The organism is Gordonia sp. X0973, assembly GCF_013348785.1.
GTDB lineage: Bacteria > Actinomycetota > Actinomycetes > Mycobacteriales > Mycobacteriaceae > Gordonia.
Genome location: NZ_CP054691.1, coordinates 1,885,529 through 1,910,589, shown reverse-complemented (window position 1 = coordinate 1,910,589; position 25,061 = coordinate 1,885,529). Strand labels below are relative to the sequence as shown.

At 71.0% G+C, this 25,061-nt stretch carries 19 protein-coding genes; 12 read left to right on the top strand and 7 right to left on the bottom strand.

Going from position 1 to position 25,061, the window contains the following annotated elements:
- The first annotated feature begins 3 nt into the window (after nucleotides 1-3).
- The 7 genes from recC to HUN08_RS09310 are packed head-to-tail and all read left to right on the top strand — an operon-like array spanning nucleotide 4 to nucleotide 11,733.
- Nucleotides 4-3,327, top strand: a complete 3,324-nt coding sequence (recC, locus tag HUN08_RS09340) for an exodeoxyribonuclease V subunit gamma (RefSeq protein ID WP_124246451.1) — start codon at nucleotides 4-6, stop codon at nucleotides 3,325-3,327.
- Entirely contained in the window at nucleotides 3,324-6,701 is a 3,378-nt protein-coding gene (locus HUN08_RS09335) for a UvrD-helicase domain-containing protein (RefSeq protein ID WP_124246450.1), read from the top strand. The genes recC and HUN08_RS09335 overlap by 4 nt, the downstream gene beginning before the upstream one ends.
- Entirely contained in the window at nucleotides 6,698-8,611 is a 1,914-nt protein-coding gene (gene recD, locus HUN08_RS09330; protein ID WP_124246449.1) for an exodeoxyribonuclease V subunit alpha, read from the top strand. Before HUN08_RS09335 ends, recD begins: the two co-directional genes overlap by 4 nt.
- A gap of 47 nt (nucleotides 8,612-8,658) precedes the next feature.
- Nucleotides 8,659-9,291 (top strand): hypothetical protein, encoded by a 633-nt coding sequence (locus HUN08_RS09325; protein ID WP_124246448.1) that lies wholly within the window; start codon nucleotides 8,659-8,661, stop codon nucleotides 9,289-9,291.
- Nucleotides 9,276-9,917: an RES family NAD+ phosphorylase gene (locus HUN08_RS09320; protein ID WP_124246447.1), complete on the top strand. Its 642-nt coding sequence runs from the start codon at nucleotides 9,276-9,278 to the stop codon at nucleotides 9,915-9,917. Before HUN08_RS09325 ends, HUN08_RS09320 begins: the two co-directional genes overlap by 16 nt.
- Nucleotides 9,918-9,926: 9 nt before the next feature.
- Nucleotides 9,927-10,688 carry a hypothetical protein gene (locus HUN08_RS09315; RefSeq protein ID WP_124246446.1) on the top strand — a complete coding sequence of 254 codons (762 nt, stop codon included), beginning with the start codon at nucleotides 9,927-9,929 and terminating at the stop codon, nucleotides 10,686-10,688.
- A 19-nt stretch (nucleotides 10,689-10,707) separates the two neighbouring features.
- The gene (locus tag HUN08_RS09310; protein WP_124246445.1) at nucleotides 10,708-11,733 is read left to right on the top strand and encodes a hypothetical protein; all 1,026 of its coding nucleotides are present in this window, start codon (nucleotides 10,708-10,710) and stop codon (nucleotides 11,731-11,733) included.
- Between the two features lie 84 nt (nucleotides 11,734-11,817).
- Here HUN08_RS09310 and HUN08_RS09305 read toward each other — a convergent pair whose 3' ends face one another.
- The 3 genes from HUN08_RS09305 to HUN08_RS09295 are packed head-to-tail and all read right to left on the bottom strand — an operon-like array spanning nucleotide 11,818 to nucleotide 14,045.
- Nucleotides 11,818-12,462, bottom strand: a complete 645-nt coding sequence (locus HUN08_RS09305; RefSeq protein WP_124246444.1) for a hypothetical protein — start codon at nucleotides 12,460-12,462, stop codon at nucleotides 11,818-11,820.
- A gap of 2 nt (nucleotides 12,463-12,464) precedes the next feature.
- Nucleotides 12,465-13,616, bottom strand: a complete 1,152-nt coding sequence (locus HUN08_RS09300) for a Xaa-Pro peptidase family protein (RefSeq protein WP_124246443.1) — start codon at nucleotides 13,614-13,616, stop codon at nucleotides 12,465-12,467.
- 9 nt (nucleotides 13,617-13,625) lie between these two features.
- Complete coding sequence (locus HUN08_RS09295; RefSeq protein ID WP_124246442.1) at nucleotides 13,626-14,045, bottom strand: pyridoxamine 5'-phosphate oxidase family protein; 420 nt, start codon at nucleotides 14,043-14,045, stop codon at nucleotides 13,626-13,628.
- 57 nt (nucleotides 14,046-14,102) lie between these two features.
- Here HUN08_RS09295 and HUN08_RS09290 point away from each other — a divergent pair, with 57 nt between their 5' ends.
- Genes HUN08_RS09290 through cobM form a run of 3 tightly spaced genes read left to right on the top strand, consistent with a single transcriptional unit; the run spans nucleotide 14,103 to nucleotide 16,896 of the window.
- The gene (locus tag HUN08_RS09290) at nucleotides 14,103-14,861 is read left to right on the top strand and encodes a decaprenylphospho-beta-D-erythro-pentofuranosid-2-ulose 2-reductase (RefSeq protein ID WP_124246632.1); all 759 of its coding nucleotides are present in this window, start codon (nucleotides 14,103-14,105) and stop codon (nucleotides 14,859-14,861) included.
- A complete protein-coding gene (gene cbiE, locus HUN08_RS09285; protein WP_124246441.1) occupies nucleotides 14,858-16,075 on the top strand; it encodes a precorrin-6y C5,15-methyltransferase (decarboxylating) subunit CbiE in 1,218 nt (405 codons plus the stop codon). Before HUN08_RS09290 ends, cbiE begins: the two co-directional genes overlap by 4 nt.
- A complete protein-coding gene (gene cobM / locus HUN08_RS09280; RefSeq protein WP_124246440.1) occupies nucleotides 16,072-16,896 on the top strand; it encodes a precorrin-4 C(11)-methyltransferase in 825 nt (274 codons plus the stop codon). Before cbiE ends, cobM begins: the two co-directional genes overlap by 4 nt.
- Here the strand turns inward: cobM and HUN08_RS09275 are convergent.
- Nucleotides 16,826-17,284 carry a hypothetical protein gene (locus HUN08_RS09275; protein WP_124246439.1) on the bottom strand — a complete coding sequence of 153 codons (459 nt, stop codon included), beginning with the start codon at nucleotides 17,282-17,284 and terminating at the stop codon, nucleotides 16,826-16,828. The genes cobM and HUN08_RS09275 overlap by 71 nt on opposite strands.
- 45 nt (nucleotides 17,285-17,329) lie before the next feature.
- Between HUN08_RS09275 and HUN08_RS09270 the strand changes: the two genes are divergently transcribed.
- On the top strand, nucleotides 17,330-18,076 hold the full coding sequence (locus tag HUN08_RS09270; protein WP_124246438.1) for a cobalt-precorrin-6A reductase: 747 nt from the start codon (nucleotides 17,330-17,332) through the stop codon (nucleotides 18,074-18,076).
- Here the strand turns inward: HUN08_RS09270 and HUN08_RS09265 are convergent.
- The 3 genes from HUN08_RS09265 to cobG are packed head-to-tail and all read right to left on the bottom strand — an operon-like array spanning nucleotide 18,064 to nucleotide 21,364.
- The gene (locus tag HUN08_RS09265; RefSeq protein ID WP_124246437.1) at nucleotides 18,064-19,554 is read right to left on the bottom strand and encodes a precorrin-2 C(20)-methyltransferase; all 1,491 of its coding nucleotides are present in this window, start codon (nucleotides 19,552-19,554) and stop codon (nucleotides 18,064-18,066) included. The genes HUN08_RS09270 and HUN08_RS09265 overlap by 13 nt on opposite strands.
- On the bottom strand, nucleotides 19,551-20,177 hold the full coding sequence (locus tag HUN08_RS09260; RefSeq protein WP_124246436.1) for a precorrin-8X methylmutase: 627 nt from the start codon (nucleotides 20,175-20,177) through the stop codon (nucleotides 19,551-19,553). Before HUN08_RS09260 ends, HUN08_RS09265 begins: the two co-directional genes overlap by 4 nt.
- Nucleotides 20,178-20,188: 11 nt before the next feature.
- The gene (cobG, locus tag HUN08_RS09255; protein ID WP_124246435.1) at nucleotides 20,189-21,364 is read right to left on the bottom strand and encodes a precorrin-3B synthase; all 1,176 of its coding nucleotides are present in this window, start codon (nucleotides 21,362-21,364) and stop codon (nucleotides 20,189-20,191) included.
- 56 nt (nucleotides 21,365-21,420) lie between these two features.
- Between cobG and cobN the strand changes: the two genes are divergently transcribed.
- On the top strand, nucleotides 21,421-25,047 hold the full coding sequence (gene cobN / locus HUN08_RS09250) for a cobaltochelatase subunit CobN (RefSeq protein WP_124246434.1): 3,627 nt from the start codon (nucleotides 21,421-21,423) through the stop codon (nucleotides 25,045-25,047).
- Nucleotides 25,048-25,061 lie beyond the last annotated feature (14 nt).

The window sequence follows — 25,061 nt, the reverse complement described above, 5'->3', positions numbered from 1 at the left end:
GTGATGCTGACAGTCCACCGCGCCGAGCGCGCCGACACCCTGGTCGAGGTGCTGGCGGCGACAATGGCCGCACCGCTGGCCGATCCGATGCGGCCGGAGGTCGTGGCGGTGGCCGCGCACGGGGTCGAGCGGTGGCTGGCCCAGCAATTGGCCGTTTCGCTCGGCAGCGGTGGCACCGGTGACGGCATTGCCGCGAACATCGACTTCCTGACCGCCGCGCGACTACTGTCCCGGGTCACCGATCCGCTGACTGCGGCGCACGGGGTCGACGCGCAGGCGTGGCAGGCGGATGACCTGCTGTGGTCGGTGCTCGCCGCGCTGGACGACTCGCTGGCCGATCCGGCGTTGACGATGCTGGCGCGCCATCTCGAGGCGGCCGGCGACGACGAGTGGGCGGGGCGCAGACTGGCGACGGCCACGACCATCGCCCGGCTCTTCGCCGCGTACGGCTGGCAGCGTCCGCAGATGGTCGCGGCGTGGGCGCGCGGCGACGACGTGAGCGGCGCCCGCGTCGACGGTGATGAGGTCGCGCTCGACGAGTCGCAGCGCTGGCAGCCGCTGCTGTGGCGGAGGGTCCGCGACGACGTCGGCGGGCCGCATCTCGCGGAGATCCTGCCGGAGGTGCTCGGCGCCCTGCGCGAGGAACCCGATCGGGTGGACCTGCCGGAGCGGCTCTCGATCTTCGGCCCGACGCGGATCCCGCAGATGCTCCGGGAACTGCTCGACGGGATCGCGCGCCACCGCGACGTCGGCCTGTACCTCCCGCATCCCAGCCCGCAGTTGTGGAGCACCGTCGCTGCAGCGCCCGCCCCCGGACCGCGCCCGCGCGCTCGGCGCGCCGCACCCCGGCTGTCCAATGCGCTGCTCGCCAGCCTGTCGCGCGACGTGCAGGAACTGCAGGAATCCCTCGGCGCGACGATCGACCACGACGAGTACCACGCCGCCGCCGACGGAACACCGAGCACGTTGCTGGGTGCGCTGCAGACGGCGTTGCGGACCGATACCGCGACGGCGGCGGTCGGGCTGCGGGCCGACACCTCGCTGGAATTCCACTCCTGCCACGGCCGCGACAGGCAGGTCGAGGTGCTGCGCGAGCGGCTGCTCCGGCTGTTCGACGACGACCCGACGCTGGAACCGCGCGACGTGCTCGTCATGTGTCCGGACATCGAGGACTTCGCGCCCCTGATCAACGGTGCCTTCTCGTCGGAGGGCGCGCCGCACAAGGCGGCCGGCCTACGGGTCCGGCTGGCCGACCGGGGGCTTCTCGCCACGAACGACGTACTCGACGTGCTGCTGCGGGTGATCGCGCTCGGCGTCGGCCGGGTCACCGTCAGCGAACTCCTCGACCTGGCCGCGACGCCGCCCGTCCGGCGCCGGTTCGGATTCACCGACGACGAGTTGGACAGCCTCGCGACCTGGGCCGAGCGCGCCAATATCCGATGGGGGGTCGACGCAGTGCAGCGCCGCCGCTACGGTCTGGCCGGCTTTCCGCAGGGCACCGCCGAGGCCGGCGTGAACCGGATACTGCTGTCGGTGGCCGCCGACGAGTCCGACGGCCAATGGCTGGGCACCGCGTTGCCGCTGGGCGGGATCGACTCCAGCGACACGGAGACCGTCGGCCGCTTCGCCGAGTACGTCGACCGCGTCGGTGCGTTGTTCGCGGCGATCGGCGATTCCCGTTCCGGCCGGGACTGGGCGGAACTCCTCACCGACGCCGTCGACCTGCTCACCGACACGGACCGGGAATCGGAATGGCAGCGGGCACAGGCGGTGCGGTTGGTGCGCGACTCGCTGACCGGCGAACTCACGCTCAGCCCGTCGGATGTGCGCGACCTGATCGAAGACCTGGTGGCGGCGACGCCGACCCGCTCGAACTTCTGCACCGGGGAACTCACCGTCTGTTCGATGGTGCCGATGCGCTCGGTGCCGCATCGGGCGATCATCCTGCTGGGCATGGACGGCGAGGCGTTCCCGCGCACCCAGTGGGTCGATGGGGACGACATCCTCGCCGTCGCCCCGCTGGTCGGGGAGCGCAGCGCGCGCGACGAGGACCGACAGGCCTTCCTCGACGCGATCACCGCGGCCCGCGACCACCTGCTGGTCTTCTACACCGGCGCCGATCCGATCAACGGCTCCCCGGTGCCGCCGTCGGTGGTGGTGAGCGAGCTGCTGGACTCGGTGACGGCCCTGGCCGGTCCCGAGGTGGCCGCGGCGGCGGTGACGTCGCACACCCTGCATGCCTTCGACGTGCCGAATTTCCAAGGCGCGCAGCCGTTCTCGTACGACCGGACGCTGCTGCCCGGGGCGCGGGCGCTGGCCGCGGTGGCGGCCGGCCGCGGTGGCGGCGACCCGTGGCCGACGATGGCCGGCGATCTGCCGCCGCGCCCGACCGGTGACGTCGACCTCGCCGATCTGGTGGCCTTCCTGGTCAACCCGGCCGACGGGTTCATCCGGCAGCGCCTGGGGATCGCGGTCCCGCGCCCGGCGGAATCGGCGCCCGATCAGCTGTCGGTGGACCTCGACGGGCTGGAGCGCTGGGGCGTCGGGAACCGGCTGCTGACCGCGCTGCTGCGGGGCGCGGACCCGGCCGACGCCCGCGCCGCGGAATTCCGTCGCGGCACGCTGCCGCCCTTCCAACTCGGCATGCAGGCGCTGTCGCCGGTCTCGGCGAAGGCGCAGGCGTTGGCCGAACGGGCCGTGGTCGAGCGGTCCGGGGCCGCGCGGACCGTCGACATCCGCGTCGACCTACCCGGCGGGCGGCGCCTGTACGGCACCGTGCCGGATGTGTACGACAACGGCCTGGTGACCGTGACGTACTCGTCGATCCGCGCCAAACAGCGCCTGGAGACCTGGATTTCGCTGCTCGCGCTCGCCGCGGGGGCATCCGATTCGGTCGCCGGTGCGTGTGTGATCGGAAGTCAGGGGCACGGCATCGCGGTGCGCCGATACACCCCCGTCGACGATGCGGCCGACCTTCTCGCCGCGCTCGTCGCCCTGCGGGACGCCGGCCTGAACTCGCCGTTCGCCCTGCCGCTGGACGCCGCGGAGACCGCGTCGCAGACCTACGGCAACTCCGGAGACCCCGGTTCCGCGATGAACCGCGCTCGCAGCCGCTTCGAGTACGACCGCTTCGTGCAGAACGCGGCGGTGTCGCTGCTGTTGACCGGCGACCCCGACGCACCGGTCACCTTCGACGACTGTGCGCGCTCGGTCCCCGCCGATCTCGCCATCGACACGCCGTGGACCGGAAGCCGCGATCTGCCCGGGTTCCTGCGCGCGGCACTGTTGCTGTTCGCCCCCCTGAACCGCCAGGAGGAGACCAGGTGAGCCCGCGCGCATTCGACCTGGCCGACCCATTGCCGGCCGGCACCCTGGTGCTGGAGGCGAGCGCGGGCACCGGCAAGACCTATGCCATCGCGGCGCTGGCGGTGCGGTTCGTGGCCGAGGGCACGCCGATCTCCCGGGTCCTGATGGCGACCTTCTCCAATGCCGCGTCGACGGAGCTGCGCGACCGCACCCGTATCCGGCTGCGCGAGTGTGCCGAGGCGCTGGCCGACGCCGAAGCGGCGCCATCGGCCGACGACGAGTTGGTGGCGCTGCTCGCGCGGGGAACGGCCGCGGAGGTGGAGCGGCGGCGCGAGAACCTGCTGGCCGCGCTGTCGGACTTCGACGCCGCGACGATGGCCACCACGCACACCTTCTGCAACCGGATGCTCTCGGTGCTCGGCTTCCTGGGGGAGCGCGACCAGCACTACGCGCTCGTCGAGGACGCCGACGACCTGGCGCGCGAGGCCGGGCGCGACCTCTACCTGCAGCGGTTCGCCGGGCAACCCGACGACGACTTCCCGTTCGCCGCCGCCGAGGTCGTCGCGCGCGACGCGGTGCGCAACCCCGCCACGCTGCTCGCCCCGGTGGACCAGAACGCCGCGGGCGGGATCTCCTGGGTGCGCTTCGCCACCGCCGTCCGCGACCGGGTGCGCACGCGCAAGCGGTGGTCGCGCATCCGCACCTACGACGACCTGCAGGGGAGGCTCTACGAGACCATCACCGACCCGGAGGTCGGGGCCGCGGCCTGCGAACGGATCCGGGGTCGCTACGACGTGGTCCTCGTCGACGAGTTCCAGGACACCGATCCGCAGCAGTGGGAGATCCTGCGCCGGTGCTTCCACGGCCACCGGCCGATGATCCTCGTCGGTGATCCCAAGCAGTCCATCTACGCCTTCCGCGGCGCCGAGGTGCTGAGCTACCTCGCCGCAGCCCGGGCCGCGCAGGAGCAGCGCAGCCTCACCGACAACTGGCGCTCGGACGGCCCGCTGGTCGACGCGTTGGGAAAGATCCTCGTCGACGCGGAGTTGGGTGATCAGCGCATCGTGGTACACCCGGTGCGCGCCCGTCGGGAGCAGCCCCGAATCGTCGGCGCGCCACCCGTGCGCCTGCGGTACTTCACTCGCCGGGACTTCACCAAGCACACCCAGGACGGTACGACACCGCTCGTGCCCGGCGTCCGCGAGCGGGTGATCGCCGACGTCGCCGACGACATCGCCGCGACACTCGCCTCGGCGGCCCGGATCGTCGGTGCCGACGGGGTGCGGAGGCCGATCGAGCCGGGGGATATCGCGGTGCTCCTGCGGACCAACCAGACCATCGAGCCGCTGCAACGGGCCTTGGGCGCACACGGCATCGCCACCGTCGTCGCCGGTGGGCAGAGCGTCTTCGCCACCGATGCCGCGCGCTACTGGGCCTATGTCCTGGCCGCGCTCGAGAAGCCGTCGGACTCCCGACGGGTGCGGCTCGCCGCGATCACGCCGCTACTCGGGCGCACCCCGGCCGAGCTGGACGCGGGTGGCGAGGCCGGGGTCGGCGACCTCGCCGCCGACCTGGCCAGATGGGCGCACACTTTCGACGCGGGCGGTCCGTCGGCGATGGTGTCGCAGATCGTCGCCGACCGCGGGGTGGCCCAGCGCGTCCTGCGGCTGGCAGACGGGGAGCGCCTGCTCACCGACCTGCTGCAGATCGCCTCGCTGATGGGCGAACAGGTCGCCGAGACCGGCTGTGGACTCACCGGATTGACCGCCTGGCTGGGCGAATGCGTGGCCGACAGCGCCGGCCGGCAGCGCCGCTCGAACCAGACTCGACGCCTGGACCGCGACACCGCCGCCGTCCAGCTGATGACGGTGCACGCGAGCAAGGGGCTGGAGTTCCCGGTCGTGTACGTCCCCTTCGGCTGGGACGGGGTGCGGCCGTCGAAGCCGAAGACCTTCACCTTCCACGACGACGACGGGGTGCGCCACCTCGACGTCGGCGGGATGACCGCCCCCGGCTATCACGAGCGCTTCCGCCGGGCCGAGGCCGAGGCCGCCGGTGAGGAGCTGCGCCTGCTCTACGTCGCGCTCACCCGGGCGCGGTCGCAGGTGGTGGCCTGGTGGTCGCCGAGCACCACCACCCCTGGCGGCGCGCTGCACCGCGTCCTGTTCACCGCCGTCGAGCGCGCCGCCGCGGCGCGCACCGGAGGACGCCTCCCCATCCCCGACGCGGTGCCGCTGTTCGACGATGCGCGTGAGGAATCGGTGCTGCGCGATGTGGCCGGCTTCCACCCGGGCATCGTCGTCGAACACGCCGGCGAGCACGGTCGGCAGCCGCGCTGGCATCCGCCGACTCCGGTCGGCGGCGACGGCGAGGGATTGTCGGTCGCGGAGTTCGGCCGGAGCATCGACACCGGCTATCGACGCAGTTCGTACTCGTCGATCGTGCGCGCGGCACACGAGGCGGCCCACGCCGTCGCGGTCGCCGAGCCGACGGTGGGCAGCGAGCCCGACGAGCGGGTGGTGCGCGACGGCGAGCTTCTCGACGAGCCCGCCGACGATCAGACCGAGGCCGACGGCACGGCCCCGATTCCGACGGGCACGCCGTCGTTGATGAACGGGATGCCGTTCGGCGCGCGCTTCGGCACGCTGGTCCACGAGGTCCTCGAATACGTCGACACCGACGCGCCCGACATGTCGGCCCACATCGGCGAGCTCTGCGAGGTGGGGGCGCGGCGCTCGGCTTTCGACGTCGACGTGGACGCGCTGGCGCGGGCGCTGATCGGGGTGATGACGACGCCGCTGGGCTTGGGTGTGGGAGGCGCGGCGGACCTGTGGTCGGTCAAACCGGCCGACCGACTCAGCGAGATGGAGTTCGAGCTGCCGCTTGCCGACGCCGACGGCGGCTTCGATCTGGCGTCGGTCGCGGCACTCATGCGCCGACACCTGCCCGCCGACGATCCGCTGCGTCCCTATGCCGAGGAGGTGGCCGTCGTCTCCGACGAACGGTTCCACGGGTTCCTCACCGGCAGCATCGACTCGGTGCTGCGGATCCGCGGCGCCGGTGAGCCGAAGTTCGTGATCGTCGACTACAAGACCAACCGGATCCAGCCGGGTGATCTGGTCGCCGAGGTCTTCTCCACCGAGGCGATGGCCGCGGAGATGATGGCGTCGCACTATCCGTTGCAGGCGCTGCTCTACTCGGTGGCGTTGCACCGCTATCTGCGCTGGCGGCTGCCCGGGTATGCGCCGGAGACCCATCTCGGGCCGGTGCAGTACCAATTCGTCCGGGGCATGGTCGGCCCGGATACCTCCGCGGGCTGCGGCGTCTTCACCTGGCACGTCCCGTTCCGGCTCGTCGTCGACCTGTCCGACCTCCTCGCCGGGGTGCGTTCATGACCGGCACCACGGGAGTCGAGGCCGTCGGCGCGAAGCCGGACCCCCGCGGCGCCGACATCGCCGTCGGCGAAACCGGATTCCTGCGGCCGTTCAACGAGGCGGGGGTGTTGACCAGCGCCGACGTGCAGGTCGCGCGCCGACTGGCGGCACTGTCGGATGACGCCGCGGCGGACCACGTGCTGCTGGTCGCGGCTCTCGCCGTGCGGGCCGTGCGCACCGGGTCCATCTGTGTCGCGCTCGACGACGTGTCCGCGCTGGACCCGGATCCGGCGAACCCGCTGCCGTGGCCGTCGGTCGACGCGATGGTCGATGCGCTGAGGAAGAGCGCTCTCGTCGTCGGCGGGAAACTGGGTCCGCTACGCCCCCTCGCGCTGGCCTATTCCGATGGCCGTCCACTGGTCTACCTGCGCAAATACTTTGAACAGGAATGGACGATCCGGCAGGTGATCGAGGCCCGCGGATCGACCAGGCCCGAGGTCGACCTCGTGGCGGCGGCTGCGGCGATCGCCGCGGTCTTCGACAGGCCGGGAGGGGAGCCGGGCGGCCAGGAGCATCCGGCCTACGACCGGCAGCGGGCGGCGGCTGCGCTGGCCGCCACCTCCTGGACCACGGTGCTCGTCGGTGGCCCGGGAACGGGCAAGACGCACACGGTGGCCCGCATCCTCGCCGTGCTCGAACGCATCGCCGCCGGCCCGATCCGCGTCGGCCTGTGCGCGCCGACCGGCCGTGCGGCGGCGCAGCTGCAGGCCTCGTTGAACCGTCAGGCCGCCGAACTCGGCGGGCAGGCGCAAGCGGCCCGGGCCCAGACGGTGCATGCGATGCTCGGGATTTGGCGCGACGGAACCGTGCGGCACGGGCCGCACAACCGGCTGCCCTACGACGTGGTGGTGGTCGACGAGACGTCGATGCTGTCCGTCTCCGCGATGAGTCTGCTGCTCGCGGCGGTCCGCCCGGACACCCGACTGATCCTCGTCGGGGATCCCCACCAACTGGTGTCGGTGGAGGCGGGCGCGGTGCTCAGCGACCTGACCGACCGGGCCCGGTCGTCGACCGCCGCGCTACCGGCGGGGTTCGCCGACCTGGCCGGATTGGCGTCGTCGGACTTCTCCGATGCCGAGAAGATCGCGCTCGCCGACGGGGTGGTCACGCTGCGCTGGGGCTACCGGTACGGCACGGCGATCGGCGACGTCGCCGAAGCGGTCAACGCCGGGAACGCCGACCGGGTGCTGGAGTTGATCGAGGCCGACGGCGCAGAGCACATCGAGCTGGTCGCGCCAGAGGAACTCGACGCCATCGCGCGCGACACCGTCGGATGGTTGACACGATTGCGGACGGCGGGTGCGGCCGGCGACGCGCGCGCGACGGTCACCGCGCTGGATTCCTACCGGATACTGTGCGCCCACCGGGACGGCCGCTACGGCGTTGCCGGGTGGTCGCGGACCGTCGACTCGTGGCGCGACGCACCCCGGCGGCGGGGGAGGTGGCAGGTCGGCGACCCCCTGCTGGTGACGTCGTCGGACCGTCGGATCGGCATCTACAACGGGGACACCGGCGTCGTCATCGCCGCCGACGCATCCGACGGCCCGAATGACGACGTGGTGGTGGCCTTCGACAAACACGGGGAGATCGTCAGACTGCACCCGTCGCAGCTGGCCGACGCCGTGCCGGCCGCGGCGATGACCATCCATCGCAGCCAGGGCAGCCAATTCGACGTGGTGACGGTGGTCCTGCCGCCCGCCGAGTCGGCGCTGTTGACCCGTGAACTGCTGTACACGGCGATCACCCGCGCCCGCCGTCGCGTGCGGATCGTCGGGACCGCCGAATGGCTGCGCGCCGCGGTCGACCGTCGCGTGGCCCGGGCCAGCGGCCTGGGCGGCGCCGTCACGGAATTCCGTGGTGAGGAGTGCTAGCGTGTTAATTACTGTAAGTCGATAGCGATTCGACCAGGGGGAACGGCATGACGTCGGCATCGTCTTATGAGCCCATCACGCGGTATCTGTCGGGTGAGCTGGCGTTCGAGGACGCGCTCCACGCCGTCACCGGGCTCAGCGTCGAACGCGCGGCGCTCGTCGGCGTGTTGGAGACCCTCGCCGCCGACACCGGGGTGGCCACCGCGTCGGTCTCGTATCACGACGAGAAGCTGCTCTCCGACGCCGGATTCCACGAGAAGCCGGGTGCGGTCGCCGTGATGACCGTGCAGCGCGACGTCCAGTTGCAACAGGTCATCTCCGAATCGTTGACCGTCAGCGAGGTCGCCGAGCGCCTCGGCGTCTCCACGGCCCGGGTGCGCCAGCGCATCGCGGCCCGGACCCTGTGGTCCTTCCTGTGGGGGGATCGGCGGCTGATGCCGTCGGCGCAGTTCACCCCCCACGGGGTGGTGCCGCATATGGACGAGGTGATCGCCCGGTTGCGGCCGGACTCCCACCCGCTCGAAGTGCACAAGATCCTGACCGTGCCGCAACCGTCGTTGACGCGGCGCAACGGCAACGCACAGTCGATCGCCGACTATCTGAGTCGCGCACCGGTTTCCGAGGAGGAACTGCAGCGCGTGCTCGACCTGGTGGATGCGGCGTCGTGGGCGACGGTCTGACCGGGCCGCCCAGCGTCGAGGAACTCAAAGGTCTCGGGCTGCGGCGCGAAGAAGTCATCGGCCTGCCGTCGGAGATCGTCTGGCGGGTTCATGCCTGTTCCGGCGAGAACGTGCTGCCGTGGAACTATCCGCGCACGTGGGGGCCGGTCCTGCGCTTCGACCACCAGCCGCGACCGCTGGGGATCCACCCCGAACACGGGATCTGGTACGGCGCCGCCGAGCCGCGCGGAGCGCTGGCCGAGGTCTTCCAGGAGACGCGGCTCATCGACCGCTTCCACGGCTCGCCGTACCTGACCGCGGCCCGGTTCACCCGCAAAGTGCGACTGCTCGACGTCGGCGGCATCGGACGCGGTGCATGGTTGACTCGGGCCGGGGCGCAATACGCGTTGGATTCGGCTCCGCACCGTATTGCGCAAGAATGGTCGCGAGCCATTCACCAGGCCTATGAGGAGATCGATGGAATCGCGTACCGGGGACGCTTCGCCGGCGGGCCGTGCGTCGCGTTGTTCGAGCGCGGCGCGGATGCGCTGCCGGAGCGGCCGGAGCTCTCGCTGCCGTTGTCGCACCCGGGATTGCACGCCGGGATCGCGACCGCCGCGATCGAACTCGGATACACGGTCCTCTGAGGTGACGCGATGACGTTCAATCCGCCGACCGGGCCGCATACCGGGGGAGGCCGACACCGATCGGGCAGCGTCCCGGCCGGGCCGCCGGGGGTGCCCCGTTCGGGATCCTGGTCGGTGCCGCCCGGTTCGGGTGCCGTGCCCGTTCCGCCGCAGGCCCCGCCGCCACCGCCGAGCACGACCGCCTACAGCGCCTACAACCCGAGTCCGTTCCCGGGCGCCTACTCCGGTCGCGTGCCCCTGCCCGAACCCGAGGACGAGCAACCCGACGACGGTTTCGACGAGGTCGAACGGCCCCGTCGTCACCCGTGGGTGCTCGCCTCGGTCGTCGGCCTCACGGTCTTCGTGGTCACCGCGACCGTCGCCGGCACCCTGTGGGCGGTGAACGACAGCCGTGCGCGACGGTCGGAGAACTACGCGGCCGACAACAAGACGACGGTGTCGGTGACCGTCACCGAAACGGACACCACCACGACGACGGTGACGGCGAAGCCGTCGCGCTCGGCGAGCCCGGACAGCTCGACCGAGAGTGGGTCGGGCGACGACAGCGATGCCAGCGCAGCCTCGTCGGGTTGGTACGCCCAATTCGGCTCGTTCACCAGCCTCGACAGCGCCAACGAGCTGGCGTCGAAGACCGGCGCCGAGGTCTACCGGGGAGAGGCGTTCGGCCAGCCCGGCCAATACGTCGTCGCGCAGCGGGAGAGTTCGAAGTCGGGTGCGCACGACGCCTGCGACATCGCCGACCAGGCGTGCATCGTCAAGCACGTCGACTAGCGCCCGTATTCTGTTGGCCATGTCGAACCCCGACGAGACCGCCCAGATCGCCGCTCGGCTGCTCGACGCGCACACCGCCCACGAGTTACGGAAGCTACTGGACCCGGCCGAGTTCGAGAAGTCCGTCGTCGACGAGGTGGACCACTTCCTCGAATTGGCCGACCGGCTCACCCTGGCCCAGGCGATTTCGGCCGAGCCGGTCAAGGACGTCGCGCGCAAGTACGCCGTCCAGATCCCCGTCGAGGGTGCGATCCCGGAGCTGGTCGGCGAGGTCGCGCGGCGCCTGTATCGCTCGAGCGTCAACGACGATTTCCGCGTGAGCGACCTGCTCGACGACCGTCACTTCGACGAATTCGCCACCGCCGTCGCCGATTTGGACGTCACGGGCCGAGTGCTGCGGCGGGTGCTCGAAGGACCGGCCACCGTCGACACCGTGGTCGAGGTGGTCACCCGCGCGGTGGGCGCGGCGGTGGACGATCCGGATGACGGACGGCGAACCGCCGACGTCGAGGATCCGGTCGCGTGGCTGCGCGGCCACGCCGTCCGCGGATTGCGCACCGCCGTGCGCCCCGCCCGCCCCGTGATCGACGCCGTGGTGGAGCGGGCGACCCGGTCGGGGGCGGGCTTCGTGTTGCGCCGCAACGAGGACCAGGCCGAGGACCTGTTGCTCGATTCGGTGCGCGACGCGTGGCGCAGCCACCGTGACGAATCGCTCGGCGCCTTCCGCGACGTGCTCACCGAAGACGACGTGGATGATGTGGTCGCGCTGATCTTCGAGTTCTGGCAGGAGTTCCGCACCACGCCGTTCGTACGCCGGCTCATCGACGAGGCGGTGGAATACGTCTTCGAGAAGTACGGCGACACACCGCTGTCGGAACTACTGGGGGAACTCGGCGTCTTCCGCGACGACCTGATCGAGGAGGCGATGCGCTTCGGCCCGCCGGTTCTCGAGCGGCTCCACGAGCGCGGCTTCCTCGATGCACTGGTCCGACGCCGTTTCGCGTCCTTCTACGAGTCGGAGGAGTTCCGCGCGGCGCTCGGGTAACCCACTGGCTCGGAGCTATATCGATGTGTTGCTGTTCGTGTCGGTTAGCGACATCAACAGCAACGCAGATCTCCGTACCACCGCTCAGCCCAGTTGCTGCCGGGAGAACTCGGTGCGCGACAGCTTGAAGCCGTAATTCTCCGGTCCCGTGCAGAACAGCGCCTCCGTCGTCGAATAGCAGCTGAATTCGGCACCGGGCACCGAGAAGTGGACGGATTCGCCGTAGTTCAGGACCGGGCCGGGGTCGCGCCACACGCCCTGCAGGATCGTGGAGCAGGGCGGCCTGTCGTACTTGAACCAGCCGACGATCCGGACGCGCACCTCGGAGTCGCCGTCGTAGAAGCCGCAGCGGGAGTCGGCGGGGGAATCATTCGGCCCGTCGTGGATCTCGCAGATGAACTCCGTCCCGACGAAGCAGGCGATATTGCGGCTGGGGACGCTGAACGAATAGCTCGCGACCGATGTCGGCGGGTTGAGTTGGAAGCCGGACGGTGCGACGGCGGTGTAGGCACCCGAGCCGTTGGGCGGAATCTGCTCCGGTGTCTCCGATGTGCTCGGCGCGGCCGTCGTCGTGGTGTCGGTCGGGGCCTCGACGGTCTTCGTCACCGTCACCTTGTCGCTGGGGCTGGCACCCGACCGGTGCCAGCTGATCTGACCGCAGGAGGTCAGCCCGAGGGCGAGTATCGGCACCGCGGCGGCCACCGCTGTTCGGGACAGGGAAAGCTTCATGCTCAGTGCTCCTTCGATGGTTGCGCGGGCAGGCGGGTCAGGGCGTGGTCGCGGTGGTTGACCGACTCGCATCCGTCGTCGGTGACGATCACGATGTCTTCGATCCGCGCGCCCCACACCCCGTCGAAATAGACTCCGGGCTCGATGCTGAACGCCATTCCGGGCGCCAGGACCAGGCTGTTGCCGGCGACGATGTACGGCTCTTCGTGGACCGACAGCCCGATTCCGTGCCCGGTGCGGTGGATGAACCGGTCGGCCAGTCCGACGGCGGCCAGGTGGTCGCGGGCCGCGGCGTCGACGGACTCGGCGGTGACTCCGGGGCGCACCGCGGCGACCGCCAGCGCCTGTGCCGCCGCCAACTCCGCATAGGCGCGGGAAATCTCCTCCGACGGTTCGCCGAAGCAGTAGGTGCGCGTGCAGTCGGAGTTGTATCCCGGCGCCACCGGACCGCCGATGTCGATGACCACGATGTCGTCCTCGCTGATGACCCGATCGGATTGCTCGTGATGCGGGTCGGCGCCGTTGGGGCCGGATCCGACGATCACGAATGCCGCCTCGAGGTGTCCCTCGTCGACGATGGCCGCGGCGATGTCGGCGGCGACGACCGCCTCCGTCCGACCCGGCCGCAACCATTCACCCATCCGCGCGTGTACGCGGTCGATCGCGGCACCCGCACGGCGCAGTGCCGCGATCTCGTCCTCGTCTTTGATCATCCGCAGGTCGCGCAGGATGTCGGTGGCCAGCAGCGGCGCCGTTCCGGTCGCCGACATGAGTGGGATCAAGTGGCCCGCGCTCATCGAGTCCGAGACCGCGACAACGGGATTCGACACGAGGCCGGTCAAGGCCAGCGCGTAGGGATCCTCCCCGTCGACCCACGGGGTGAAGCGGACCCCCAGTTCGTCGACAGCCGATTCGGCGAAGGAGGCGACCTCGAGGCGTGGGGTGACCAGGATTGGCCCGCCGGTCGCCGGGATCACCAATGCGCTGAGGCGTTCGAAAGTCTGCGCATGCGACCCGATCAGGTAGGCCAGATCGGGGCCGGGGGTGATGATCAGCGCGGCCACACCGGCGCGGTCGGCGAGTGCGGCGGCGCGCGCCAACCGGCGGCCGTAGACGGCGGCGGGGAATCGCGAGGCGCTCGTGGCGGTGGACACAGCCCAACCCTAGTCCCGAGACGGCGCAGGACGCCCCAACAGAACTGCCGATCCCATCACCCGGTCGACGGGGATCTCGATGACCACGCGCCGCGGATTCGGCTGCGGCTCCCGATACCGCAGGCCGTAGCGCCGTTCGGCTTCGCGAATCCGCATCGGGTCCCGCGACACCGAAGCCACGCCCTCGAGTGTCAACCAGCGCGGGCCGTCGACGTGGGTCACCGCGGCGCGCCCCCGACGATCGGCGTTGCGCACCTTCTGACTGCCGTCGCGGGTGATGATCCGCACCAACCGCTCGTCGGGGTCGTAGGTGAAGCCGACGGCGACGACGTGCGGCGAACCGTCGGTGCGGGTCGTCGCCAAGGTCGCCAGGTGGCGTTCGGTCAGGAAGGTCAACGCGTCGCTAGTCAGGTCGTCGGGTCCGCTCACCCCGCCAACGCTAGTCGGGGGGTTTCGCGGCCCCCGACCGGGATCCGGGGTGCGATACTGGCTGCCGTGACTGGATCAATCCTGCTATTCGGCGGCCGCAGCGAGATCGGCCTGGCGGTGGCCACGCGGCTGGCCGCCGGGCACCCGGTCGTCCTCGCCGCGCGCCGCAGCGCCGATCTGGCCGAGCAGACGGCCGCGCTGCTGGCCGCGGGGGCGACGCAGGTCTCGACCGTCGAGTTCGACGCCGACGACACCGACTCCCACCCGGCGCTGATCGACGAACTCGTCTCGCGCGGCCCGGTCGAGGCGGCGATCGTCGCATTCGGCATCCTCGGCGACGCGGCCCGTTCGGAAGCCGAGGTCGAACACGCGCTGGAGATCGCCCGGGTCGACTACCTGGCCCAGGTCTCGGTCATCACCCTGCTGGCCAACAAACTGCGCGAACAGGGGAGCGGCACCATCGTGGCCTTCTCGTCGATCGCCGGTCAACGCGTCCGCCGGGCCAACTACGTCTACGGGTCGACGAAGGCCGGGCTCGACGGCTTCGCGTCGGGCCTCTCCGACGCGCTGCACGGCACCGGGGTCCGTCTCCTGTTGGTCCGCTCCGGCTTCGTCATCGGTGCCATGACCAAGGAGCTGATGGAGAGCGGGGTGCAGCCGGCCCCCATGTCGCGGACCGCCGATCAGGTCGCCGACGCCGTGGTGCGCGCCTACCGTCGCGGCAAGTGGGTGGTGTGGGTGCCCTGGGCCATGGCGCCCACCGCCCTCGTCTTCCGCCTGCTACCGCGCTCGCTCTGGCGCCGGATGCCGCGATGACCGAGCCCGCGTTCGTCGTCGTCGGTATCGGCGCCGACGGCTGGGACGGGCTCACCGGCGCGGCGCGGCGCGAGTTGCTCGGCGCCACAACGGTTTACGGGTCGGCGCGGCAGTTGGGCCTGCTTTCCGACGAGGTGACCGCAGACCGGATTCCGTGGCACAGCCCGATGAGTGCCCATCTGCGGGAGCTGCTCGCCGATCCGGGGTCGTCGCCGATCCACCTCCTCGCCTCCGGAGACCCGATGTTCCACGGGCTCGGCACGACGGTGATCGCCGTGGCGGGGCCGCCGCGGGTCCGCGTTGTGCCGCACCCGTCGAGCGTCAGCCTCGCCGCTGCCCGCCTCGGCTGGGCGCTGGATTCGACGGAGGTCGTCTCGCTGGTCACCGGAACCGTCGACGACGTCCTGGCCGCCGCGCGCGCGGACGGGCGGCTGTTCGTCCTGTCCCGGAACGCGGCGTCGCCAGCCCAGATCGCCGACGCCTTGCACGCATCCGGTTGGGGCGACTCGACGATGATCGTGCTGGAACAACTCGGGGGGGACGCGGAACGGATGACCCGTGTGGCGGTGTCCTCCTGGGACGGGCGCGACATCGACCCACTGAATCTCGTCGCGCTGGAGTTCGGTTGTCGGGAACCGTCGACGACATCCGAATCGCTGGCGCCGGGTCTGCCCGACGATGCCTTCGACCACGACGGTCAGCTCACCAAGCAACCGATCCGGGCGCTCACCGTCGCGGCGCTGGCACCCGTTTCGGGGCAGCTGCTGTGGGATGTGGGCGCCGGATCGGGCAGCGTCGGCATCGAATGGCTGCGGGTGAACCCGACGGGCCGCGTCATCGCCTTCGAGCGCGACGAGAAGCGCGCCGCGCGGGTCGAGGCCAATGCGGCTCGACACGGGGTGGCGGGCCGGCTCACCGTCGTCGTGGGAGATGCGGCCGCGGCAGTCGCGGGCCGCGACGAGACGCCGGATGCGGTGTTCGTCGGCGGCGGACTGGACCGGGCGCTCTCGGACCGACTCTGGGCGGCGTTGGCGGAGGGTGGAATCTTCGTCGCCAACGCCGTCAGCATCCCCACGCAGCAACTCCTCGTCGAACTGTCGCAGACGCATGGCGGTGTGTTGCGCCGCGTCGCGGTCGAAGAGGTGGAACCGTTGGGCGGGGTCAGCGGCTGGCGGCCCGCGCGGGCGATCGTGCAGTGGGCGGCACGGAAATGACCGTCTACTTCATCGGTGCCGGTCCGGGTGCGCCCGACCTGATCACCCTGCGGGGCGCTGAACTGCTCGAACGGTGCCCGGTGTGCCTGTACGCCGGATCACTCGTCCCCGCCGAGATGCTCGATCGCTGTCCGCCGGGGGCGGAATTGGTCAACACCGCGCGGATGCCGCTCGCCGAGATCGTGGAGCGCATGGTCGCCGCCAACCGTGGCGGACAGGACGTGGCGCGGCTGCACTCCGGCGATCCGTCGCTGTACTCTGCCGTCGCCGAACAACAGCGCCTGCTGCACGAGCGCGGCGTCGCCACGCGGATCGTGCCCGGCGTGCCCGCCTTCGCCGCGGCGGCGGCCGCGCTCGGTGCCGAGCTCACAGTTCCAGGTGTCGGACAGAGCCTGCTCATCACGAGGGTGTCGACGCTCTCCACCGATATGCCGCCGGGGGAGACCCTCGCCGAACTCGCATCCACCGGAGTCACACTGGCGCTCCACCTCGCCGCCCGGCAAGCCGACGCCATCGTCGACGCCTTGGTGCCCTTCTACGGCTCCGATTGCCCGACCGCGACCGTCGCCTTCGCCAGCCGCGACGACGAGCAGATTCTCCGCTGCCCGTTGAGCGAGTTGCCCACGGCGCTGGCCGACGCGGGCATCGTGCGGACCGCGGTCATCTTCGTGGGGCGCGTGCTGGCCGCCCATCCGGGGGCCACCGACAGCTATCTGTATTCGCAGGCCCGCGTATCAAAGCTGCGGGGCGCTAGCCGTCGCGGGGAGGATCAGCATCATCTCGGTCCCGAGGATCGGCCCGATAGTCGCGACGTGCTCTGAGGAAGAGCGCGACGCCGCCGAACCCGAAGAAGCCGGTGCAGAAGAGAGCGGCGTACCCCTGTATGCGATTCGTGCCGCGCTGCTCGTCGATCGTCCGGCCGGCGGGGCGTTGGATCGGCAGGTCGTAGGGCAGCGGCGGTGGTGGCGTGACGAGTCGTTCGCGGTAGCCCCTCGAGAAGATCGATCCGGTCGAAGAGCAGCGATCGTCGGGACCCATCGGTTTGTTGTCGCACTGCGCCGGATTGGCGAAGAAGAAGGAGAAGGCCATCGCCAGCCCGGCTAGCACGAATACGAGGCAGATGGCGAGAACCCACTTGTCCTTCCCGCTGCCGAGGCGGGTCGTGAGCGGCCGGTCACGCCCGTTGCGGCTCCAACGAGCGTCCGACATGAACGCAATCATTTCACACCGAACTCGGCGAACTAGGCTGGCCGAATGGCGGTTCTGATCCTCGGCGGTACCGGTGAGGCGCGCGAAGTGGCACAGCGCCTCGTCGCCGACCGCGTGCCGGTGATCAGCTCACTTGCCGGACGCGTGGCGAATCCGCGGCTCCCGGTCGGCGAGGTCCGCTCGGGCGGATTCGGCGGCGTCGACGGCCTCGTCACCTGGTTGCGAGAGCACCGGCCCAGCGCCGTCGTCGATGCGACGCATCCGTTCGCGCAACAGATCTCCCGGCATGCGACGACGGCTTGCGGTGAGGCCGAGATCCCGCTGCTGCGGCTGTTGCGCCCGGCGTGGACACCCGTGGACGGGGATCGCTGGGTCGTCGTCCCAGACATCGCCGCGGCCGCGCGGGCGGTGGCCGAGTCGGATGCACGGCGGGTCATGCTCACCACCGGACGTCAGGACGTCGGCGCCTTCGCCGCGATCGACGGGAAGGAATTCCTGATCCGCGTCGTCGACCCGCCGTCGGGCCCACTCCCGCCGCACCGCGAGATCCTGCGGTCGCGCGGGCCCTACGGGCTCGACGAGGAGCGGGCGCTGCTCGTCGACCACGACATCGACCTGCTGGTCACCAAGAACAGCGGGGGAGGGCTCGTCGAGGCCAAGCTGGTGGCGGCGCGTGAACTGGGCCTACCGGTGATCGTGGTCGACCGTCCCGCCGAATCCTGCGAAACCGTGGTGTCGACCGTCGACGAGGCGGTGGCCTGGATCAAGCGGGGCGTGGATCAGTCCCCGTAGTGCCGCGGGGTGAAGACCAGCCGCCCGCCGGGCCGCTCCGCGACGGTCGTCGTCGACGACCCGACGATCACCAGGGTGCGCATGTCGACGACCGAGGGATCGAAATCCGCGACGGTCGTCGCCGTCAGCGCCTCCCCGGGGCCGCCGACGTCGCGGCCCAGCAGCAGCACCCGTTCCCCGGGCACCCGCTCAAGCAGCAACGCTTTCAGGTCGGCGACCTGGTGGTTGCGACTGATCGAGCCCGGGTTGTAGATCGCGATGACGAGGTCGGCGTCGAGGGCGGCGCTGATCCGCTTCTCGATGACCTCCCACGGCTTGAGTCGATCCGAGAGCGAGATCAGCGCCAAATCGTGTCCGAGGGGGGCGCCGAACGCGGCGGCCACCGCCGAGGCGGCGGTCACCCCCGGCAACACCGTCACCGGCACGTGGTCGTATTCCGTTTCCGCGGCGACCTCGGCCACCGCGGTCGCCATCGCGAAGACGCCGGGATCGCCCGACGAGACGACCGCGACCTTCCGGCCGCGACGGGCCAGGTCGAGTGCGAACTCGGCGCGCTGGGACTCCACCCGGTTGTCGCTGGTGTGTACCTGCTGACCGGGTCGCGGGGTCAGGCGGTTCAGATAGGTGGTGTAGCCGACGAGGTCGGTGGCCTCGGCGATCGCGGCGCGGACCTGCGGTGTCTGCTGGGCCACGGGGCCGGGGCCCAGGCCGACGACGGTCACCCCGCCGCCCTCTTCGGCGCCCTGCGGGGCCAGCGGATTGTTCGTCGCACCGGGCACCACGATCATCGAGAAATACGGGACGGTCGACGGATCGACGTCGACCACGCGGGCGATCTTCTGCTCGTCGGTCGTCGCACGCTCCACGTACCAGGCCTCGTCGATCCGGCCGGCGGCCCGCAGGGCAGCGCATACCCGGTCGAAGGTGCGCCCGAGTTTGAGCACGGCGATCGCCGACCCGCTCGCGAGATGGGCGACCAGATCGCCGTCGGGGGCGGTGCCCGGCAGCACGACGAGGTTCTCCTCGCCCTCGACGAGCGGGATGCCCAGCGCCGCGCTGGCCCCGGACACCGAGGTCACCCCCGGGACGATCTCGGTGGCGAACCTTCCGGTCAGCCGCTTGTGCATATGCATATACGAGCTGAAGAAGAGCGGATCCCCCTCGGCCAGCAGTACGACGTCGCGCCCGGCCGCCAGATGTTCGGCGAGACGCTCGGCGCTCTCGGCATAGAAGTCGGCCATCGCACCGTCGTATCCGCCCGGGTGGTCGACCGTCTCGGTGGTGACGGGGTACATGAGCCGTTCCTCGATCTGTCCCTCACGCAGGTAGGGAGAGGCGACCCGGCGCGCGATGCTCCGCCCGTGCCGCGCACAGTGGTAGGCGATGACATCGGCGGCCCCGATCAGCCGGGCCGCCTTCACCGTCACCAGTTCCGAGTCACCCGGGCCGAGGCCCACCCCGTACAGCGTGCCGCTCATCGTTCGCTCGCACTGGCCAACGCGTTGAGCGCCGCGGCGGTGATCGCCGACCCGCCGCGGCGACCGAGGACCGTGAGGAATTCGACGTCGGTCCGTGCGGCCAGTACCTCGCAGGATTCGGCGGCGCCCACGAAGCCGACCGGGGCCCCGACGATTGCCGCCGGGCGGGGAGCCCCCTGGTCGATGAGGTCGAGCAGTTCGAACAACGCCGTGGGTGCGTTGCCGACGGCGACGACCGCGCCCTGTAGGCGCGGCAACCACAGGTGGACGGCAGCGGCGGTACGGGTGGTGCCCAGCTCGGCCGCCAGGTCCGGCACCCGGGGATCACCCAGCAGGCACACAACGTCGTTGTCGGCGGGCAGGCGTTTGCGGGTGACCCCGGCGGCGACCATCGAGGCGTCGCAGAGGATCGGCGCACCGGACTCCAATGCGCCGCGCGCGGCCGCGACCAGCCCCGGTGTCGCACGGATGTCGTCCGGCAGGTCGGTTTGGCCGCAGGCGTGGATCATGCGGACGACGACGGTCGCGAGGTCGTCGTCGAAGGCGGTGAGGTCCGCTTCGGAGCGGATGATCGCGAAGGATCTCTCGTAGATCGCCGCGCCGTCGCGCAGATACTCGGCCATGGCTGGTGAGCCTAGTGGCCACTCATAACGATGCGACGATAGGTGCCGTCGGATTGTGCCTCCACCCGCACGTGCGCCGTGGTCGGCGAACCACATCCGCGCGAGCACCCCACCCAGTGTTCGCGCGATTCCGGCGAGTTCGATGCCGCGTAGTCGGCCGAGTCGGCTCGTACGTCGGCGTGCGACTTGGCGCAGCCCGGCCGGCCCGCACAGCTGCTGATCCGCACCCACGGCGACGCCGCGTCGAAGATGACACCCATCGGGGCGAGAACCCGCAGGACGGCCTCGGCCACGCCCTCGGTGAGGTCGGCCAGGAGGATCTCCCGCCACGGCGTGACGATGATCGGCGATTGCACGGCGGCGAAGAACTCGGCGGTACGTGCCGGGAGCCGACCGCCGGGAACGACGGCGCCGAGCATCACCCGCCCGTCGTCCTGCGGCAGCCACCCGACGAGCGGCTCATGCTCGTCCTCACCCGCGGCGGCCGTCGGAGGCGCGGACTCGGCAGCTCTTGTTCCCGCGCCGCCGACGACGGCTTCGACGACCGAGAACAGTGCGGCCCGCTCGGGCGGGGCCAACTCGTCGATCCGCCACGCCCCGCCGGCCGCATTGGCGAACTCGACCGCGACGTGCAGGAGGCTGCGCACGACGTCGTCGCGGGGGAGACCGCCGAGCACCCGCCCGGCCACGAGGAGATCGGCGGCGCCATCGGCCCGCCACACCGCGGTGACGTCGGGGCGATGGGCCACGACGTCACCGCGGCCGTCGTCGATGCCGAAGAGGAATCGTCCGGAGAGCCCGGTGACCGACCCCGCACGTAGTTGCGCGTCGAGGGAGGCCACGACGTCGTCGACGCCGCCGTGCCCGCCGATCCGTCCGGCCAGCGGCGAGGCGAGGATATTGCGCACCTTGTCCGCCTCGCCCGCCGATCCGAGTCCGACCCCCAGGAGGGCGTCGGCGGCGGCATCCGGATCGCGCAGCCCGCGCAGTTGCAGGTTCCCGCGGCTCGTCAGCTCCAGAAAGCCGTCGCCGTGCGCGCTGGCGGTCGCCGCGGCGGCGGACAGCTGTTCGGGACTGATCCGACCACCCGGCAGGCGGACGCGCGCCAAGGCACCGTCGAGCGCGTCATGCGTGCTGAGCACGCCGGGACAGCGGTCGGCACCGGTGCGGGGCTGGGCAGGGGCCACGTGGATAAGCCTACGACCGTTCGGGCCCGTGGTCGGCCTCCCATAGGGTGGGCGGTGTGATCCTGCTGCTGTCCACCTCGGATACCGACCTCATCACCGCGGCCGCCAGTGGTGCGCCGTTGCGCGGGGCCAACCCGTCGCGCATCCTCGTCGACGAGATCCCCGACCTGGCGCGCGACGCCGACCTGATCGTCGTGCGCATCCTCGGCGGTCGCCGGGCCTGGGAGGAGGGGATCGAGGCGGTCCTGGCCACCGGCAAACCGGTCGTCGCGCTTTCCGGGGAGCAGCAGCCCGACCCCGATCTGATGGCCTGCTCGACCGTGCCCGCGGGCGTCGCCGCCCAGGTCCACAACTACTTCGCCGCCGGTGGCGTCGAGAACTTCGTCAACGCGCACAACTTCCTCTCCGACACGGTGCTCCTCACCGGGCTCGGCTTCGGCGAGCCGGAGGTCACGCCCATGTGGGGGGTGCTGGAGCGCGAATCCGTGGCAGCCCCGGCCGACGGTCCGGTCATCGCCGTTCTCTACTACCGCGCCCAGCACCTGGCCGGGAACACCCGCTACGTCGATGCCCTCTGCGCCGCGATCGAGGCCGCCGGCGCCAGGGCGCTGCCGGTGTACTGCGCCTCGCTGCGCACCGCGCCGGACGATCTGATCGAGCTGATCGGCACGGCCGACGCGCTCGTCGCGACGGTGCTCGCCGCCGGTGGCACGACACCGGCGCAGGCATCGGCGGGTGGGGAGGACGAGGCCTGGGACGTGGAGCGCCTGGCCGCGCTGGACATCCCGATCCTGCAGGGATTGACCGTCACCGGATCGCGCGAGCAGTGGGCGGACAACGACGACGGGCTCTCCCCGCTCGACGTCGCCAGCCAGGTCGCGGTGCCCGAGTTCGACGGCCGGATCATCACCGTCCCGTTCTCGTTCAAGGAATTCGACGACGACGGGCTGCCCTGGTACGAACCCGACCTCGAACGCTGTGCGCGGGTCGCCGGTATCGCGGTGCGCCACGCCCGGCTGCGCCACCTCGCCAACGCGGACAAGCGGCTGGCGCTGATCCTCTCCGCCTATCCGACGAAGCACGCCCGCATCGGCAACGCCGTCGGCCTCGACACGCCGAAGTCGCTGTTGCGGCTGCTCACGGCGCTCGCCGAGGCGGGCTACGACATCGGGGACCCCGCCCAGATCCCTGGTCTGGCCGACGACGACTCCGACGCCCTGATGCACGCCCTGATCGACGCGGGCGGCCAGGACCCGGCGTGGCTGACCGACGAGGTGCTCGCCGCCAACCCGATCCGCGTCGCCGCGCAGGATTACCGCCGGTGGTTCGCGACCCTGCCCGCCGATCTGCGCGAGGCCGTCGAGGAGAAGTGGGGACCGGCGCCCGGCGAACTCTTCGTCGACCGGAGCGCCAACCCCGACGGTGACATCGTCATCGCCGCGATGACCTTCGGCAACGTCGTCCTCATGGTCCAGCCGCCGCGCGGTTTCGGCGAAAACCCGGTGGCGATCTACCACGATCCCGACCTGCCGCCGTCGCACCACTACCTGGCGGCCTATCGGTGGCTCTCGTCGCGACCGGATGCCGACGGGTGGGGATTCGGTGCCGACGCCGCCGTCCACCTCGGCAAACACGGCAACCTGGAATGGCTGCCCGGCAAGACGCTGGGGATGTCCGCGTCCTGCGGCACGGATGCGGCACTGGGCGAGCTGCCGCTGATCTACCCGTTCCTCGTCAACGACCCGGGGGAGGGGACGCAGGCCAAGCGTCGGGCCCACGCCGTCCTCGTCGACCACCTGATCCCGCCGATGGCCCGCGCCGAGTCCTACGGCGACATCGCCCGGCTCGAGCAGCTGCTCGATGAGCACGCCAACATCTCGGCCCTCGACCCGGCGAAGCTGCCCGCCATCCGCCAGCAGATCTGGACCCTGCTCACCGCCGCGAAGATGGACCACGACCTGGGGTTGGCGCAGCGGCCGGACGAGGAGGTCTTCGACGACATGCTGCTGCACGTCGACGGCTGGTTGTGCGAGATCAAGGACGTGCAGATCCGCGACGGGCTGCACATCCTCGGACAGGCGCCCGTCGACGAGGGCGAGGTCGACCTGGTGCTCGCCATGCTGCGCGCCCGCCAGCTGTGGGGTGGCTCGGTGGCGCTGCCGGGGCTGCGCGAAGCGCTCGGGCTCACCGAGAATGCCGACGCCGACACCGGCGACCGCACGCAGACGGTGGACGCGGCCGAGGCGCAGGCGCGCGACCTCGTCGAGCGCTGCCACAAGGCCGGGTGGAGCGCCGAGGCCGTCGCCGACATCGCAGCCGGTCAACCCGAAGGTGTCGCGGACATCCTCGAATTCACCGCCCGCGAGGTGGTGCCGCGGCTGCGCGCCACCGACCAGGAGATCCCGCGGGTGCTGCACGCACTCGCCGGCGGCTTCATCCCGTCCGGCCCGAGCGGTTCGCCGCTGCGCGGGCTCATCAACGTGCTCCCGACCGGCCGCAACTTCTACTCCGTCGATCCCAAAGCGGTGCCCAGCCGCCTCGCCTGGGAGACCGGGCGCGCGATGGCCGATTCGCTGCTCGAGCGCTACCTCGCCGACCACGGCGAATACCCGCGCTCGGTGGGGCTCTCGGTGTGGGGGACCTCGGCGATGCGTACCTCCGGCGACGACATCGCCGAGGTGCTGGCTCTGCTCGGTGTCGAACCGGTGTGGGACGAGGCGTCGCGCCGCGTCGTCGACCTGGAGCTCGTCGACGCCGCCGAACTCGGCCGGCCGCGCATCGACGTCACCGTCCGTATCTCGGGCTTCTTCCGCGACGCCTTCCCGCACGTCGTCACCATGCTCGACGACGCGGTACGCCTCGCCGCATCCGCCGACGAACCCGACGAGCAGAACTACGTCGCGGCCCACGTCCGCGAGGCGATGGCCGACCACGGCGACGACCGTCGCGCCACCACCCGCGTCTTCGGGTCGAAGCCGGGCACCTACGGCGCCGGACTGCTGCAGCTCATCGACTCGCAGCAGTGGCGCTCCGACGAGGACCTAGCCGCCGTCTACACCGCCTGGGGTGGCTACGCCTACGGTCGCGAACTCGACGGGAAGGAGGCCGTCGACGACATGCGCAGCGCCTACCGTCGTATCAACGTCGCGGCGAAGAACACCGACACCCGCGAGCACGACATCGCCGACTCCGACGACTACTTCCAGTACCACGGCGGCATGGTCGCGACGGTCCGCGCGCTGACCGGTTCGGATCCGGAGGCCTATATCGGGGACTCCACCCGCCCGGACGCGGTGCGCACCCGCACTCTGTCCGAGGAGGCGACCCGCGTTTTCCGCGCCCGCGTGGTCAATCCGCGGTGGATCTCGGCGATGCAGCGCCACGGTTACAAGGGCGCTTTCGAGATGGCCGCCACGGTGGACTACCTCTTCGGCTACGACGCGACGACCAACGTCGTGGCGGATTGGATGTACGAGCAACTCACCGAGTCCTACGTCCTCGACGAGGCCAACCGCGAATTCCTGGAGAAATCCAACCCGTGGGCGCTGCACGGCATCACCGAGCGCCTCCTCGAGGCGGCCCAGCGCGACCTGTGGGAGGCGCCGCCGCCGGAGATGCTCGACGAGCTGCGCCGGATCTATCTGGAAACCGAGGGTGACTTGGAGGGTCGCGCGGAGAGCTGACACCCCTACGGGCG